Annotated in this window: 12 protein-coding genes; 5 read left to right on the top strand and 7 right to left on the bottom strand. The window is 41.5% G+C overall.

Annotated elements, in window-relative coordinates; genetic code table 11:
• The 3 genes from M595_RS25055 to M595_RS25065 form a co-directional block, all read right to left on the bottom strand.
• Window positions 1–1,706: GTPase (locus tag M595_RS25055; protein ID WP_023069362.1), on the bottom strand; the 1,706-nt coding region annotated here is incomplete at its 3' end.
• Window positions 1,707–2,050: 344 nt separating this feature from the next.
• Window positions 2,051–4,069, bottom strand: a complete 2,019-nt coding sequence (locus tag M595_RS25060; RefSeq protein WP_023069364.1) for an FHA domain-containing protein — start codon at window positions 4,067–4,069, stop codon at window positions 2,051–2,053.
• 82 nt (window positions 4,070–4,151) lie between these two features.
• A complete protein-coding gene (locus tag M595_RS25065) occupies window positions 4,152–4,685 on the bottom strand; it encodes an FHA domain-containing protein (RefSeq protein ID WP_023069366.1) in 534 nt (177 codons plus the stop codon).
• Window positions 4,686–4,903: 218 nt separating this feature from the next.
• Here M595_RS25065 and M595_RS25070 point away from each other — a divergent pair, with 218 nt between their 5' ends.
• Entirely contained in the window at window positions 4,904–5,779 is an 876-nt protein-coding gene (locus M595_RS25070) for an SDR family oxidoreductase (protein ID WP_023069363.1), read from the top strand.
• Here M595_RS25070 and M595_RS25075 read toward each other — a convergent pair.
• From M595_RS25075 to M595_RS25085, 3 genes are all read right to left on the bottom strand, one after another.
• On the bottom strand, window positions 5,776–6,201 hold the full coding sequence (locus tag M595_RS25075) for a lysozyme inhibitor LprI family protein (protein WP_023069369.1): 426 nt from the start codon (window positions 6,199–6,201) through the stop codon (window positions 5,776–5,778). The genes M595_RS25070 and M595_RS25075 overlap by 4 nt on opposite strands.
• Before the next feature lie 229 nt (window positions 6,202–6,430).
• Window positions 6,431–7,750 (bottom strand): MFS transporter, encoded by a 1,320-nt coding sequence (locus M595_RS25080; RefSeq protein ID WP_040484649.1) that lies wholly within the window; start codon window positions 7,748–7,750, stop codon window positions 6,431–6,433.
• 360 nt (window positions 7,751–8,110) lie between these two features.
• Window positions 8,111–9,382, bottom strand: coding sequence for a glycosyltransferase (locus M595_RS25085; RefSeq protein WP_023069357.1), 1,272 nt, complete (start codon window positions 9,380–9,382; stop codon window positions 8,111–8,113).
• 390 nt (window positions 9,383–9,772) lie between these two features.
• Between M595_RS25085 and M595_RS25090 the strand changes: the two genes are divergently transcribed.
• From M595_RS25090 to M595_RS25100, 3 genes are all read left to right on the top strand, one after another.
• Complete coding sequence (locus tag M595_RS25090) at window positions 9,773–11,548, top strand: fatty acyl-AMP ligase (RefSeq protein ID WP_023069367.1); 1,776 nt, start codon at window positions 9,773–9,775, stop codon at window positions 11,546–11,548.
• 192 nt (window positions 11,549–11,740) lie between these two features.
• Complete coding sequence (locus M595_RS25095; protein WP_238987137.1) at window positions 11,741–12,589, top strand: aspartyl/asparaginyl beta-hydroxylase domain-containing protein; 849 nt, start codon at window positions 11,741–11,743, stop codon at window positions 12,587–12,589.
• 330 nt (window positions 12,590–12,919) lie between these two features.
• Entirely contained in the window at window positions 12,920–13,732 is an 813-nt protein-coding gene (locus M595_RS25100; protein WP_040484650.1) for an aspartyl/asparaginyl beta-hydroxylase domain-containing protein, read from the top strand.
• Between the two features lie 163 nt (window positions 13,733–13,895).
• Here the strand turns inward: M595_RS25100 and M595_RS25105 are convergent, their stop codons facing one another.
• The gene (locus M595_RS25105; protein WP_023069365.1) at window positions 13,896–14,909 is read right to left on the bottom strand and encodes a Rieske 2Fe-2S domain-containing protein; all 1,014 of its coding nucleotides are present in this window, start codon (window positions 14,907–14,909) and stop codon (window positions 13,896–13,898) included.
• Window positions 14,910–15,169: 260 nt separating this feature from the next.
• On the opposite strand from M595_RS25105, the gene M595_RS25110 reads away from it, so the two are divergent.
• The coding region (locus M595_RS25110; protein WP_023069358.1) for an AMP-binding protein at window positions 15,170–16,149 on the top strand (980 nt) is incomplete at its 3' end.

A 16,149-nucleotide genomic window follows, 5' to 3' on the forward strand; every position in this document is an offset into this window, starting at 1 on the left:
GGAACAGCATTAATCGCCTCTTGAAATATCGTTTCGATTTCTATTTGTAAGTTGCTGCGGCTATCTTTGAATGCGATCTCAATTTTCTTTCTGATTTCCTCCTGTTTGCTTTGAATTGTTTCTGCTAATTGTCCATAAATTTGAGCTTGTCCTGCAACCCAGTCATAGGGTGTATTAATGGCGCCGACAGTCGAACCGAGTAGAGTTTGCGATCGTCGAATAGTTCCGTATTGAATCAAAGACTCGCGAATAGAATCTAAAAAATCTTGCATTCGACTGGCTTTGAATAATTCCTCTTGGCGATTTTCATGTTCGGGTTCGCGGGAAAGTTGAGCCGCCAAAAGCATCACCGGAACAATGGGAAAGTAATCGTTTGCATAATGCTCTTTTGCATAGCGGCGAATGCGTTCAATATGTCCGCCCAAACCGCTTTGACCTTCCATTGCAAAGGCTTTATCGGGATTCTTTAGAAAATGTTCTAACCAACGGGGATCGCGCAGATTTTTCTTAACATTCAAAAGAATAATGAGCGGTTTTGCTTTCTTTTTGAGCAGATGTAAAAACTTAAATTCTGTGTCTTGAACGCTGTCATTTGTAACGACATAACAGATAACATCTGACTCCTCAATCACACTTTCAGCTATTTCTTCATCACTTTTTCCGCCGGGAGCGCCAATCCCAGGCGTGTCAATAATCCGAATATTTTTCCATTCATAAACTCGGTTGTAACGAGTCGTTCGCTGTTTTCCAACTCCTATCGCCTCCCATCCATCGTTAGTAACAATGGCGTGAAGCGTGCTTTTTCCCGCTTTCGTTCTGCCCATAAAGGCAATGCTAAAGTGATTGAGAGCGCGTTCTTTTGAACGGAGGGATTCCCGCACATCCTCAATTTCTTTGATAATTTCAGCCGAGAGCGATTTTTCAGTTAATTCGAGTTGTTTTGCAACTTCTTTAGCCGTGTTTGCCTGACCTTTACTGTTAGTTTTTGACTGAATTTCATAAATCGATTTTTGCAAATTTTTTCCCAAATAGTAAAGTATCGACAAAGCACTTCTCAGAGCAAATTGTGAAAATTGGTAATCTTCCTTAGCAACAACGGCACACTCACGAATTGCTTCATCATATTCTGGCCCCGATAACAAAATTTCTCGCCGCAGTTGCTCGACTTTTTCTTCGGCTCCCGTTAAATTGGCTAATTTATTAACCAAAGCCTGGGATAAAATCGAATCAGCTTTCTGAAGTAAACGCGCACTAACAGAAAGTTTTTGTTGATTGGACTCATCAAGAAATCCCGTATCAGAAAAGGCTCCGGCTTCTTCAATTTGTTTCTGTATTTCTCCTTTCGGCCAGTTCCAAATCTGTGCAATTCGTTCGGCCATCTTCCGTTCTAACACCGAACAAAACCCGTCTACATAAGCAATCGCTAAAATTTGACACATGGCCTCATTTTTTTGACTGCTGGGTACTCGCCTCGCAACTTCTTCGACAGATAATTGATTATCATCTTGGGCGAGAATCTTTTCCATTTCCTCCAGGGTTCGCTGTCCGGCTTCAATTTGAGTTGCGAGTTCGTGAAGCGCTTTTGATTCTTCGCTGTGAATTTGTTGGTCAGCACAAACCATGTGCGTTACCAATAAAAAGGGATAATTTATCGTATTAGAATGGTTGTTAGTCACTTGTTCAGTCTTTTTGAGTGTCGTTTGCATCTTGCCTAACCCCGTATTAAAGTAGCCAATACGTTGAAGTCGCAGTCGGCAAGATAGCCACCGCCAGCAATACCTGTTAATGCGATACCTGCAAAAATTGCCGTCTGAGTTATAGCCATGTCAGTGTTGAGACGGTTAGAACGTGCTTTGCTCAAGCCCATACGATCTCCTAGAGGTAGAGGGTGTTAAATTTTTTAAGTCTCTACATTCAGCTTAGATGAAAAACCCTAGATTTCAAACCGGGTAATTACTGATCTTTGATCTCGTTTTAAATGTATGATTTGGGTTCAGTCTCCGTGAAAACACCGAGAGTTTTTTGAACAAAACCTTGAACCGTCCAGCGTTTAAGGAGATTGATTGAGCGCCCATTTGAACCACTGAGTTAATGACCTCACCATTCCCAATTTTTTCACATTTGAATCGGCCGCCGCCAAGCTATTAACTGACTCCAACGCCGCATATTGCAACCCCAAAAAACTGTCAACGGGGGCGTAAGGCCCGCCCAAAGTCATCGCTCCCGACGCATACATTCGACCTTTTGGGGTGGGACTGACCGGAGAAACCGCCGCCGTTTTTCCCGTTTGCAAAGCAACCGTAACCGAACGCATTTCGACCAATTCAAAATCGTTGGAAACCTGCAAGCGACCCAGAGAATTTAGCGGCAAATTGTAATGAGTCACCAAATCATTTAATAACGGATTCGTCTGAACGTGAGCATCCAAACCCGTCGCATCAATAATAAAATCGGCTTCCAATTTAATTTGGGCTTCGAGTCCCCGTTCTCGAATCGTCGTTAACGTGCGATCGCCGGTTAGTTTTTCCACCTTTTCGACATTACCAAATACAATCCGATACCAGCCTTGAGTCAGCCCTCGATTGACAATTTCTCGCCAGTCTCGACGGTTCGCCGTGGTGGTTCCGCCCCAACTTTCGAGCAATTGCAGTCGCCGTTCGGAATTCGCCGTTTCCAGCTTCTCCCGCAGTTCCCCTCCCCAACAAGCTTTCGGCCAATTAAACGGTTGAAATTCAAAATGATTTTCGACTTGACGTCGTGATTTTCCAAATTGACGTCCTATGGCTTTTGGCGATCGCATTAAGTGAAGAATTTGAATCTTAGAATTGTACTTTCTCGCCTCATAAATTCGTTGAAGAATTCGAGATGCTACAATTCCTCGTCCGCGCAAAATTACCGTTCCGCCTTGTTTTTCTAGCTGTTGATAAATATGTTGATGATCTTCATAAGCATTCACAACTGTCTTAAAATCTCGTGTCATTTCACGATAAGTTTGTAAATCTGGGAGAAACTGAATCGCCGGATATCCAGTCGCTAAATGAACATATCGTGCTAGAATAAAAGCCCGTTCTCGTTTATTTGCCCGTGAACGAGAAATCGCGATCGCATAACGCCCGTCATTAGTTTTCCGAATCCCTAAAACTCGTCCATAGCGATAAATTTTTCCCCAATTAATCCGTTGGGCTTCTCGATCAATCGAATCAAAAACATTTTGCGATTTTGGGGTATAAGTTTCTGCTAAAACAGGTTCAGCAAAGACTTTCCACAGCAATTTTAAAGCCATTAATAACCGTCCGCGAGTCATTTCGTGATCAGCTTCTCGCAACGCATAACTCGGCCAACCCCAAATATTATCAGGACAAGAATCAGAATTGGATCGCAAACGTTCGTGAGGAGGAATTTGAGAATTTAGACACAACCGTTGATAACGGGCGTAGGGTTTTTCTTCCATTCCTACCGCCATGATTTGACTGACTTTGACTCCAGAAATCCTCAAAAAATTAACCCAAATAAAACTTCCCAACCCTCCTCCAATTGTGAGATAATCAATCTCCTCAACGGGTAATCCTGTGGTTTGTAGAGTAGAAGGAGAGACTAAAGCCGCGTGTAAAAACTCTGTCGGGGGGAAACTATTATTAGCCGGAGTGATCGGTTTAGGCGTAGCGGTTAATGGATCGGGTTGATTGGTTTGGGGGTTAAAAAAGATTTGCGATTTTCCAGGTAAAGTATTAGAATTGAGAGAACTGGTAACAAAAGAAACCAGAATGTGATAACTATCAATTTGTAGAGTATCACCATCATTTAAAACCGTTCGGGCTTGATTCACTCCATTGATAAAAGTCCCGTTACGACTGCCAATATCAGTCAGGATGAGATTTCTATTTTCCCAAGTTATTAAAGTATGAAAGCGAGAAACCCGATCTCCTTTCAACACAATACGCGACACCCGATTTCCATCAATTGTACCTGGCATCCGGTCAAAGACTCGTCCAATTGCAATCGGAGGACTTAATACAGGGGTTCGCCAGTCGTTTGTTGTCGGATCTCGCCAACTCAGTCGAATTTGCATGAGAAAGAGGGAATTGGGAATTTAAACTTTAGATTTTAGAATACTCATATTTTCCCTCACTCTCTCCATTTCCTCATCAATTTTATTCAGGAGACATCACAACACTCATCGCTGCGGCGAGAGAAGTTCCACACCAACGACATCCTAAATCAATCTGTTCATAGGGTGTCTGGCGATCGCACTTGGGACATTGTAAACCGTATTGGGGAGTTGAAGCTGGGGGTTTTTGTAAGTTAACAGACTCATTGGGAGGAAGCAAAATCGTGACTGGAATTTTCTCTATTCTGGTCAAAATAGAAACCACTTCGAGTTCAACTTGTCCTAAGCAGAGATGACTACCGGGGTTGAGGGTTGCGTCTTGAGAAGACAAAAGTTGACCATCTATCCGAGGTGGGTTTGTGTCTCGTAAACTACGGACTCGAAATTGATCGGATGTAGTATCAAAAAAGATTTCGACGTGTAACCCAGAAACAGTGGGATGAGATAAGACGACATCACACCGATGGGGATCTCGTCCAATGCGAATTGTACCGGGATGTTTACTGGGTTGTTGCTGTTGTAAAGTTTGGATATGAAGTTGGTTGGCTTCTATCCATTTTAAGGTTAGTTCGTTCACCGGACTGTCTAAGTTTAATAAAATTGAGTCAATTAAAAAGGCTTAATACTATAGGTCAAATACCCCTCGTTAAAAACGAGAGTGAGACACTATATTTGCTCTTAGTTGATTCTTTTTCAATTCTACCCGCACTATTCGTTAACTGCCAATAGTCAAATGAACGGTAGGGTATAATGTTTTGATAAAATAGAAACTCAGATTAGTCTACTCAAGTTTTAATGAAGAAATTATTGGTCACAGGCGCAAGTGGTTTTCTCGGTTGGAATATTTGCCAAATTGCAGCGTCTCAATGGGAAGTTTACGGCACTTACCGTTCAAAGGCGGTGAAAATTCCGGGTGTTAACATGATTCAACACGACTTCACTGATTTTCAAGGGTTAAAAGCTTTAATTGAGGACATCCAACCGACTGCTATTATTCACGCCGCCGCCCAATCTAAACCCAATTATTGCCAACTTCATCCCGATAAAACTTATCCGATTAATGTAACAGCATCTATCAATTTAGCGGGATTATGTGCTGATTATTCTATTGCTTGTGCTTTCACGTCAACGGACTTAGTTTTTAATGGTTTAAATCCGCCTTATAAAGAGACTGATCCGGTTTCTCCGGTGAGTATTTATGGAGAACAAAAAGTCGCTGCTGAACAAGGGATGTTAGAGCGAAATCCTCAAGTTGCTGTTTGTCGAATGCCGTTAATGTTTGGGAAAGCTTCACCTCATGCGGGCAGTTTTATTCAAGGATTTGTGCAAGCGTTAAAAGCCGGAAAAGAACTTCAACTGTTTACGGATGAATATCGCACTTCTGTCAGTGGAACCACTGCGGCAAAAGGATTATTATTAGCCCTAGAAAAAGCCAAAGGAATTTTACATTTAGGCGGAAAAGAGCGAATGTCTCGTTATGATTTTTGCCGACTGATGGCGGAAGTTTTTGAACTCCCGGTGGAGAAGATTAAACCCTGTTTACAACAAGATGTACAAATGCCTGCTTCTCGTCCGCCTGATGTTTCTCTAGAGAGTTCTAAAGCGTTTGAGTTAGGTTATCAACCCCTCTCTATTCGGGAAGAACTAGAAAGATTACGAGGACAAGTTTAACGTTCATTTAAACGGGATACATATTCTTTCAATTCAGACGTTCGTTGATCGGTAACTCGCGTTAAACAGTTTGTTAATAAAAGTCCTTCTAAACTTCCTCCTAATGCTTCGCTGGCTTCATAGTTACAACTTTTGTCTCGAAACTGAATCCAAGACCGTTGAGCGGAAATTAGGCGTTGTTTGCGTTGATTATCATCGAGCTTCGCCATCAATGTTTGATAAGTTTGATTGAGTTGTCGATCAATCTTTGAATATTTATCTTGAGCGCATTTTTTCATCTCAATCATTGAACCATCTTCCCGACACTCAATCGTTTGAGAGATTTGAGTCACGGGAGCCGCTAAACTGTTGAAAGTCAAGCTAGAAGTTCCTAAAACTGCAAGAATTAAACCAAGAGAGATGACCGTTAATTTGTTGAGCATTTTTTTAAGGTTAAAGCTATTGATTACAATAATTATCATGGGAATTATCTATCTATCAACTATTCAGTTTTATCACTCAAATCAGGAAAACTAAGATTAATTTTTTTTTAGCTATAGCTATTTTTACTATTTTTAAATATACATCAAAACCCAGCTTCTAGGAGAAACCGGGTTTGTATTTCTGAGTTTTAGTCTGTTGTCCTCAATCGAGAACATTATGCGAGAACATCTATCCAGAAACAACATTTGAAGCGATCGCATCAGGAAGTTCTTTTTCCACTTGACGCAAACGAGGTGTGCGATAGGCCGTAATAGAAGCCCCAATATTGAGCATACCTAATAAAATTAACAACAGGGCAATTCCGCGTCCTGGCCCAACACCAATCAGTTTACCTAAACTATCAGCAAGCAAACCATTTTCAGCCATCATCGGTTCAAATAAACGATCAACCAACGGCCCAATTGTGAGTTGAGTTGAAATCATTGCAGAACGTTCAATTAAACTTTGGAGGGCAAAAATCCGTCCTTGTAAATTAATGGGAATTTTACATTGCCAAATCGTTTGATTAGAACTGATAATGATCGGTTGAGCAAATAAGTATCCAAAACCGCCAATAGCAGCCACGAAAATAGATGCTTTGAAACCACCTAAACACAGACACAAACCCTGCAAACCAACAAAGAATAAAATTCCGTAAACACGCCGTCCAAGTCGTCCTCCCCAAGCGCTGACAGCGATGCTTCCAAACAACATCCCGCAGCCACTAATGGACAAGACAATTCCCAACTCTGAACTCGTACCGAAACTTAAAACCAATGGCCAGAAAACCACCTGAACCACGCCTTCGGTTAAATAAATCACACCTGTAAATAGGATTAACCGCAATAAACCTGCGCGTTCAGCGACGTAGTTCCAACCGGAAATCGCCTCATTCCAAACTTGCGCTAAAGAAGCGGTTTTTTGAGCAACGGTTTGAGTTGTAGTCGTCTTGAGTACGGGGAAATGTATGGCGAGTAGGGTAATAATTCCCGCGCTGTAGGTACAGAAGTCGAGCAACAGAACACCCCGAATGCCGATGCTTTGTACCATAAATCCGGCAATCGTGGGGCCAAGAATTCGGGCTACCGCTCGGGAGATTTGTACCATTCCATTGGCTCGACTCAAATGTTGTTTGGGAACAATTTGAGCAATCGCTGCGATGTAAGCAGGCCATTGGAATCCGGTACACAAGGAACTCAACGAAACTGCGATGTAGACGTGCCAGACCTCCAGTTGATTTGAGGTGGCTAGAAGCATCATAATGATCGCCATGATACTTTTCGTAACATCGCCGAAGATCATGACCCACTTTCGGTTCCAGCGATCTACCAAGAGGCCAGCAAACGCTGAAACCATCAAGTTTGGTAGGTGCATGAACACAACAGTCATGGCAAATTGGGTGATGGAGCCTGTTTGTTGGTAGACCCACACACCAAGGGCAAAATCTGTAATATAGGTTCCCAAGACGGAAACAACTTGCCCTAACCAAATAATAAAAAATGTCTGCATACGCTGCGATCGGTTGTGTCTGTTACAGATGAACTTAAGAGAAATCGACCCGCTATTTTACAAGGGCTATCAATGTTTATTTATTTTGCCATTGATAGTTGTCTACAGTGAAAAAACAACTTATTATCTTTTGATTGTTGTGTTGTCGTTTCTGCTAAACGGGGAAGGTTTCCGGAAAATTCTTTTTACAGTTTGAGGGGTTACAGTTTTAGGGTGCAGATGCTGAAACTGTCACATACTCTGCACTTGTTCGATCAACTTTGGGTTAAATCACAATCGATAACCCCTTGTCTGTGTCCGAGTTCTTGAGTCTTAATTCATGTTTCACCTCCGGAGTAAAAGTATCAATGCTAACTAAACTCAAGTTTGATTAATTTTCAGAGAAGATGTATTCGGGTGAATCTGCTTTTTATTCGTGATTTCAGCTTCCCAAATCTTGACTAAATTCTTCACGGTTTGATCCCAACTGTAGTCTGCAACACAGCACAAACCTTTGAAACCCATCTGTTTTCTTAAATCCGAATTTTCAATTAACTGCTTTAATTTTTCGGCAAAATCCTCACAATCTTGAGGCATATATAAGAACCCATTTTCACCAGTTTGGATATTTTCAACTACACCTCCTGCCCGAGGGGCAATTGCGGGAATCCCAGTCGCAAAGGCTTCTAAGATAGTTAACCCTCTTGTTTCTTTTTCCGAGGCGGTGACATGGACATCACTATTGGCCAGTATTGCCGGAACCTCAGCAGGGGGAACCCGACCCAACAAGTGTACACTGCCGATTAACGGACTTAAATGCTGTTCAATTTGCGATCGCATCGGCCCATCTCCGGCAATCAAAACGGCAAATTGATCCGGATCTAACATTTTAACTAATCGTTCAAAAGTTCTGAGCGTAAACATCCATCCTTTATCGGGAGTTAGACGCCCTAAAAAAATCAGTTTAACCTTGCGATCAACATCTGGGAGTCCATAACGCTGTTCAAAAAAACCCTCTTGACGCAAATTCGGGTTAAATTGACCCGCATCAAATCCTAATAAATTGGCATATTGCAGATTTTTTATCCCCATTTTCTCTAACTTTTCAACCGTAATTCGGCTGGAAACCAAAGTCCGATCATAAGCATTATAAATTAAAGCAAATATTTTTCCGACTATTCCTTGAATCATCGGAATCATCAAAGACGGTACGGGTAAAAAATCTTCGGCATATTCAATAAAATTAGTTCTAAAAAAACTCACGCAAGGAATCCCGAATTTCTGGGCATAGTTCAGTCCAGCGAGACGAAAAAAGCCAAAAAACAAACGTTCGGGTTCATCAACATGAATCACATCGGGTTGAAAGTTTTCTAATTCTCGCACAACAGTAGGATAAGATTTCCAACTCACATTGCGTTCAAAATCAACCCCAAACATCGGCGTACTTTCTAGCCCCACCACTCGTACACCCGGAAGAATATCACCGACATAATCCTTCCAATTTGGATACAGATCAGCCAGAGGACTATAATCGGGATAACAAACTAAAACTTCATGTCCCCATTGACTCAGCTTTTGAACTCGATACAGTCCACTCACACTAACCCCATCTAAAACGGGCGGGAAACCCGAGGTAAGAATTGCGATTTTCATTGATTCATTTAGATTTTTTTGGCATCCTAGATCGGTCTTATTCTAATGTGATATATAACAGAGACGAGTTCACTTATGCAGCGATCGCCTGCAAAATCTCTCCAGAGAAAGACTCAATCTCCACGTTCAGACCTTTTGGGTGCTGATTTATTCCGCCTTAATGGGGAACTAATCCGGATAACAAACCCTCAGTTCAGCTTAAATGGGTTGAATCTCAGCCAGAAACCCAAGTAAACTCTACACCAACCCTCTGTGACTCGCTCAAAAATTTGGAAATTTATCGGGAATGTGCGTTAATCAGACAGAAAACTTATAATCAAAGTTCAGTTTAACGGTTCAGGATAAACGGACTTGAGCAGAAAATCTAGGACGGATGGTCTACCCCAGTTGATGAATTACGATTTAACACTCGTTAGCCTGCTGCGTGACCGGGCGCAAAACTTACCCAACCAAACGGCTTATACCTTCTTGCCAGATGGTGAAACGGAGTCTGGAAGCCTCACCTATCAACAACTCGATCAACAAGCACGCGCGATCGCATCCTACCTTCAGTCTATCGGAAAACCCGGATCACGAGCGCTGGTTATTTATCCTTATACTGCTGGACTTGAATTTATTGGGGCGTTTTTTGGTTGTCTCTATGCGGGGTTTGTCGCGGTAACGAATAACCCTCCTCATTCAGCCAAAGATCTCGTCAAAATCTTTGATCGTCTCCAGTCTTCCGAGTCCATTGTCGTTTTAACGACTCAAGGACTATTATCCCACCTCAAACAACAAAGCCGTCAATACCCAGAATTTGAACCCCTTTTTGATCAGTTTCCCTGCATCACCACTGATACTTTACCCCCGTCAACCGCTTCTGACTGGGTTGAACCCCAACTGACTCCCGATGACTTGGCTTTTCTGCAATACACTTCCGGTTCTACGGGAACTCCAAAAGGCGTGATGGTGACGCATCGCCACGTTATGCACAATTCTGCTTTAATTTATCAAGGGTTTGAACATTCTCCCCAAAGTCGCGGGGTGATGTGGTTGCCGTTATTCCATGATATGGGATTAATTGGTGGTGTTATTCAGCCGCTTTATGGGGGATTTCCGGTAACATTAATGTCGCCTGTTTCCTTGATTCAAAAGCCAATTAATTGGTTAAATGCAATCTCTCGTTATCAAGCAACAACCAGTGGGGGGCCAAATTTTGCCTATGATTTATTGTGCCGTAAAATTCAACCTGAACAGTTAGAAACTCTTGATTTAAGTCACTGGGAAGTCGCCTTTTCTGGGGCTGAACCTGTTCGCGCCCACACGATAGAACAATTCTCTAAAATTTTCGCACCCTGCGGTTTTCGCCCGGAAGCGTTTTATCCTTGTTATGGGATGGCAGAAACGACGTTATTTATTACCGGAGGACGCCGAAGTGAACCGCCGATTATTAAGTATGTTGATGGCAAAGAATTAGAAGAAAATCGCGTGATTGAAGTTTCTCCCGAACAGGCTAATTCACGGGCGATTGTTGGCTGTGGTCAACCTAATTTGGGTGATCAAGTGATGATTGTCAATCCTCAAACATTGACGGTTTGTAAGGATAGCGAAGTCGGTGAAATTTGGGTCAAGGGTACTGGAATTGGTTTAGGATATTGGCATCAACCGGAAGAAACAGAACAGATGTTTCGGGGTTTTGTCGGTGAGAAAGGGCCGTTTCTCCGCACGGGAGATTTGGGATTTCTCCAGAACGGGGAACTTTTTATTACAGGTCGCATCAAAGAAATGATGATTCTTTGGGGTCGAAATCGTTATCCGCAAGATCTTGAACAAACGGCTGAAAATAGTCATCCGGCTTTAAGAAAAGGTTGTGGGGCGGCGTTTTCAATAGAGGTGAATGATGAAGAATGTTTGGTGATTGCTTATGAGGTAGAACGACGTTATTTGAGGTCGTTGAATGTTGAAGAAATTGTTACAGCAATTCGGACAGCGATCGCAGAACAGCATACTGTAGAAGTTTATGGGATTGTGTTATTGAAAACGGCAAGTCTTCCGAAGACAACCAGTGGTAAAATTCAACGTCGAATCTGTCGTCAGCAATTTTTAAACGGAGAGTTAACGATTGTGGGTGAATGGATGCAAAATACTCAACAAAGTAGTCTGCAAGATTTGGCAAATCGGATTTAATATTAGGGTGCAATATTGGGTTTTTCTTAAAAATTTAGACTGTGTTTAGAACATGAGTCTAGGTTTTGAAACTTATGGATTTTTTTCATAAAAAAGTAGTTAATAATATTATTTTTTTATGACAAACTTTACCCCAAAAACCGAATTAAATGCTATGCTAAATTACTAACAATAATGAGGATTTTGCTGAGAATGAACTCAAGTACAAACGAAATGATTCAAGAGTCAGAAAAAGAAACATTTTGGCAGAAACAAAGAAAAAAACTTATGGAGTTTTTAATCCTTAAAGTTGGAGCAAATCTGCTTTGGAGTATTGAAAAACTCATTCCTAAATATTCTTTAATTGGGAGTAATCCTTTTTTTGAGCGAGAACAGTTTGACTGGGTTCCAGAGTTAGAAGAAAATTGGGAAGTCATTCGGGACGAGATGTATGAAGTTTTGAAACATCGACATGAATTACCCTGTTTTCACGAAATTTTGCCCTATCAAAATGACCAAATTAGTGCCGATAATGATTGGAGAACCTATTTTCTGTATGGCTACGGGAATAAAATAGAAAAAAACTGTGAACGTTGTCCTGAAACTATCGCTGCGTTAGAAAAAATTCCCGGTGTAAAAACGGCATTCTTTTCGATCTTTTTACCAGGAAAACATCTTCCCGATCACCGGGGGCCATACAAAGGTTTGGCTAGGTGTTTATTGGGGTTAAAAGTTCCCGAACCTAAAGAACTGTGTCGCATCCGAGTTGCTGATCAAGTGCGTCACTGGGAAAACGGAAAATGTATGTTATTTGATGATTCTTTTCGCCACGAAGCTTGGAATGAAACGGATGAAACTCGTGTCGTATTGTTTATTGATTTTGTTAGACCTTTGCGTTTTCCTCTAAATATTGTCAATAAACTTTTAATTGAAGCGATTGCAATTTCTCCGCTGATTGCAGATGCTAAAGTCAATCAAAAATATTGGGATAAACGTTTAGAAGAAGTATTTAACCAAAAAGCCAATGAAGAACAAGAACAGAACGTCTTATCCTCAAAATAGACTCAGTTTGGCTTAGATCATATTAGTTAATTATACCTAAACCTGGTTTCTTAAAGAGACTAGGTTTTTTTGTCGATATCTCTAATTTAGGAGTCTATCTCATAATTGTAATGAGTTTAACTAAAAGCTGAGGAGGTTAAAGCGTGTCTTAAAACCCTGACTTTCCCGGATTAATAAAGCCTGATGTAAAGATTATTCATTTATTGTATAAAAATTTTATTACAATTAACTTATACAAATTTAAAACCTATGATAAAATACTTCTTGTGTGGTGGTCACGACTTAATTTATAAAACCTTAATTTAGTTGGAGTGAGGAGACGTAAGGTTAATGAATAAAATTTCGTTATCTCTCTTGCAAGAGAGACTTAGATGGTTAATTGTGCATGGTATTGGCGCGAATCTACTTTGGAACTTTGAGAAGATTATTACGCGATCTTCTATAATTGGTGATCAACCCTTCTTTGAACGGGAACAGTTTAAATGGGTGCCAAAATTAGAAGCGAATTGGACAGTGATTCGCCAAGAACTCGATGAAATCTTAAAATATCGAGATCACCTTCCCAATTTCCAAGATATTTCACCCGATCAAATGTATCGAACCAGTACAGATGATATGTGGAAAACATATTTTCTGTTTGGTTACGGGAAGAAAGCCGAAAAGAATTGTAAACTCTGCCCAGAAACAGCACGAATATTAGAACAAATTCCGGGTTTAAAAACTGCTTTTTTCTCGATTTTACTTCCGGGTAAACATATTCCCGAACATCGTGGCACTTACAAAGGGTTTATTCGTTGTTTATTAGGCTTAAAAATTCCGGAACCGCGAGAAAAGTGTCGTCTTCGGGTTGCCAATGAAGTGCGTCACTGGGAAGAAGGAAAGTGCATGATTTTTGATGATGCTTTTCCCCATGAAGCCTGGAATGAAACGGATGGAATACGAGTTGTTTTATTTATTGACTTCGTTAGACCTTTACGTTTCCCGATGAATCTTGTTAATCAGTTAGTGATTAATATTATTGCCATGACTCCTTTTGTTCAAGATGCAAACCGCAATCAAAGATATTGGGATGAACGCCTAGAAAAAGCGATGTCTCAAAAAGTCAAACACAAACAAACTGAAAAAGTTTTAACCTCGAAATAGATTCTAAGCTATTTCATTGTCCGAATAATTGATCAGGAGATTGGGGAAAGGATTTTTTTGATAACAAACGACTTTTTATCAATAGCAACTCTCCCCATCTTAACCCCCGGCTGAAATTTGAGTTCGATTTTGAAAGCACTTAGGAGAAAGTGAAGGTTACAAGTTAAGATTTAACCGCTAAATTATTTTGATCGGCAGTGTCAGACGAATAAAACTGGCTGACCCAACGTAAACTCGGTTTAATCGGCCCATCTTCTTCAAACAAAATTGGATGAGTTGGGGAAATTCGGTGTTCTAATATATCAATATCTTGCTTAAAGGTTACTTCTACATCCTGTTTCACAAAAGCGGCGAGGAGTAAGTTGAGAGGTGGGGGAAGCACTTTTTTAACACAAGAAAAAATCTGAACATCTAAATAGTCTTCATCAATCGGAGTCCCCGTAAAAATAGTAAATAATCCAAACTGAATTAACCCTTTTGTCCAATAGTAACTCACATCATATCCCGGCCCGTAATAGGTTGTTTTCACCGAACCATCCGCTTCTCCGACTAACTTTCCAACGAGCATCGCCGAGAGATTATATTTTTGAGTAATTCGATGGGTTAAAGTCGGGCCATCAATTTCAATTCCATCACTAATGGCATCATCAAACGTTTGACGGTGTAAACTGTAGAGATGGGAAACATCAACACTATTTTCTAAATATTGAACGAGGTTCGTTTTAACTTTCCAACGTTGCACCGAACGCAGAGGAGTCCACTCTGAAGAATAGCATTCAGGAACTTGAGGAATTTCCCAGTCGGGTTCTTGAGCTTGATGGTGATAATACATAAAAATCAAGCCATTCAATTCTCGTACCGGCCAGCTTTTAATTTGAGTTTGAGGCGATTTATCCGTATAGGGAATTTTGACACAATCCCCCTGACAATTCCATTGCCAACCATGAAACGGACAGCGAATTGTCTCTCCTTCCACCGTCCCTCCGTACCCCAGATGAGCGCCTAAATGGGGACAATGGGCGTCAAGTAAATGAGGCGTTCCGTCTTCAGCCCGAAACAGGACAAAATCTTGACCAAAGTAGCGTAAGGGTAATACACCTTTAGCTGGAAGTTCATCGCTTGTGGCAATCCGAAACCAGCTATTGGGGAAAGGAGAGAGTAAATGGCTTGAGTTCATGGGAGTTATCGCGGTTTAGCCCGACAGGAACAGGAAAGACTAGATCAAAAAGCTGTAATAGGGAGGAATAGGCGATCAGAACACAGTCGTTAAGTTACAGCATTGTAAATGTTTCCATCAGTTTCGACAACATTTCCGCATAGAATAGATGATGGCTTTGGAGCCGCGCCAATTGACAGCGCGAAAGAACTGTCCAGAAAATACTGACGACGGTCGAGAAACTCTGTATCCTGGTTAAGTGAAAAAATTACGGCTTCTGAATGAATAGTTCAGATCATCCTGAAATCAACACTCTCGTTGACCTTCTACGCGCCCGAGCAACCCACGAGTCTGAGCAAGTCGGCTACAGATTTTTGTTAGACGGTGAAACTCAGGAAGTGAGTTTAACGTATCAAGCTTTAGATCAACAGTCTAGGGCGATCGCCGCTCATTTACAATCGATCTGTCAGCCCGGAGAACGGGCATTACTGCTGTATCAACCCGGTTTAGACTACATTAGTGCTTTTTTTGGCTGTTTGTATGCTGGAGTGGTAGCAGTTCCAGCCTATCCGCCTCGACCCAACCGTTCACTAGAGCGTATTGAAGCGATATTAGCCGATTCTAAAGCAACAGTTGCCCTCACGAGTCAGTCTATTTTATCTCTGATTAACCGACAACTCGAACAAGTTCAGTCGCTTCAAACTTTGCATTGGGTGGCGACCGATACCCTCGAAACGTTCGCTGACCACTGGCAAGAACCCGTTTTAACCTCGGATAGCCTTGCCTTTTTGCAATATACCTCCGGTTCGACTGCAACACCCAAAGGGGTAATGATCGCTCATGGTAATTTATTACAAAATTTAGCAGCAATTCATCGCTGTTTTGGTCATTCTCCCCAAAGTCAAGGGGTGATTTGGTTGCCTCCCTATCACGATATGGGTTTAATTGGGGGCGTATTGCAACCCCTATATGGAGGGTTTGGTGTGGTGTTGATGTCACCGTTGATGTTTTTACAACGTCCCTTGCGTTGGTTAGAAGCCATTTCTCGTGATCAGGCGACGACTAGCGGTGGCCCAAATTTTGCCTACGATTTGTGTGTGCGAAAGATTGCTCCGGCGCAGCGAGAAGGTTTAGATTTAAGCAGTTGGGAATTAGCGTTTAATGGGGCAGAACCCATTTACGACGAAGTGATTGAACGCTTTACCGAAGCATTTGCCCCCTATGGGTTTCGGCGAGAGGCGTTTTACCCCTGTTATGGTCT

The organism is Lyngbya aestuarii BL J (assembly GCF_000478195.2).
In the GTDB taxonomy this organism is placed as follows: Bacteria; Cyanobacteriota; Cyanobacteriia; order Cyanobacteriales; family Microcoleaceae; genus Capilliphycus; species Capilliphycus aestuarii.

Coding starts and splice junctions, on each gene's coding strand:
- M595_RS25100 (WP_040484650.1), top strand. CDS start 12,920: ATGAATAAAATTTCGTTATCTCTCTTGCAAGAGAGACTTAGATGGTTA.
- M595_RS25095 (WP_238987137.1), top strand. CDS start 11,741: ATGAACTCAAGTACAAACGAAATGATTCAAGAGTCAGAAAAAGAAACA.
- M595_RS25105 (WP_023069365.1), bottom strand. CDS start 14,909: ATGAACTCAAGCCATTTACTCTCTCCTTTCCCCAATAGCTGGTTTCGG.
- M595_RS25070 (WP_023069363.1), top strand. CDS start 4,904: ATGAAGAAATTATTGGTCACAGGCGCAAGTGGTTTTCTCGGTTGGAAT.
- M595_RS25080 (WP_040484649.1), bottom strand. CDS start 7,750: ATGCAGACATTTTTTATTATTTGGTTAGGGCAAGTTGTTTCCGTCTTG.
- M595_RS25085 (WP_023069357.1), bottom strand. CDS start 9,382: ATGAAAATCGCAATTCTTACCTCGGGTTTCCCGCCCGTTTTAGATGGG.
- M595_RS25075 (WP_023069369.1), bottom strand. CDS start 6,201: ATGCTCAACAAATTAACGGTCATCTCTCTTGGTTTAATTCTTGCAGTT.
- M595_RS25090 (WP_023069367.1), top strand. CDS start 9,773: ATGAATTACGATTTAACACTCGTTAGCCTGCTGCGTGACCGGGCGCAA.
- M595_RS25060 (WP_023069364.1), bottom strand. CDS start 4,069: ATGCAAATTCGACTGAGTTGGCGAGATCCGACAACAAACGACTGGCGA.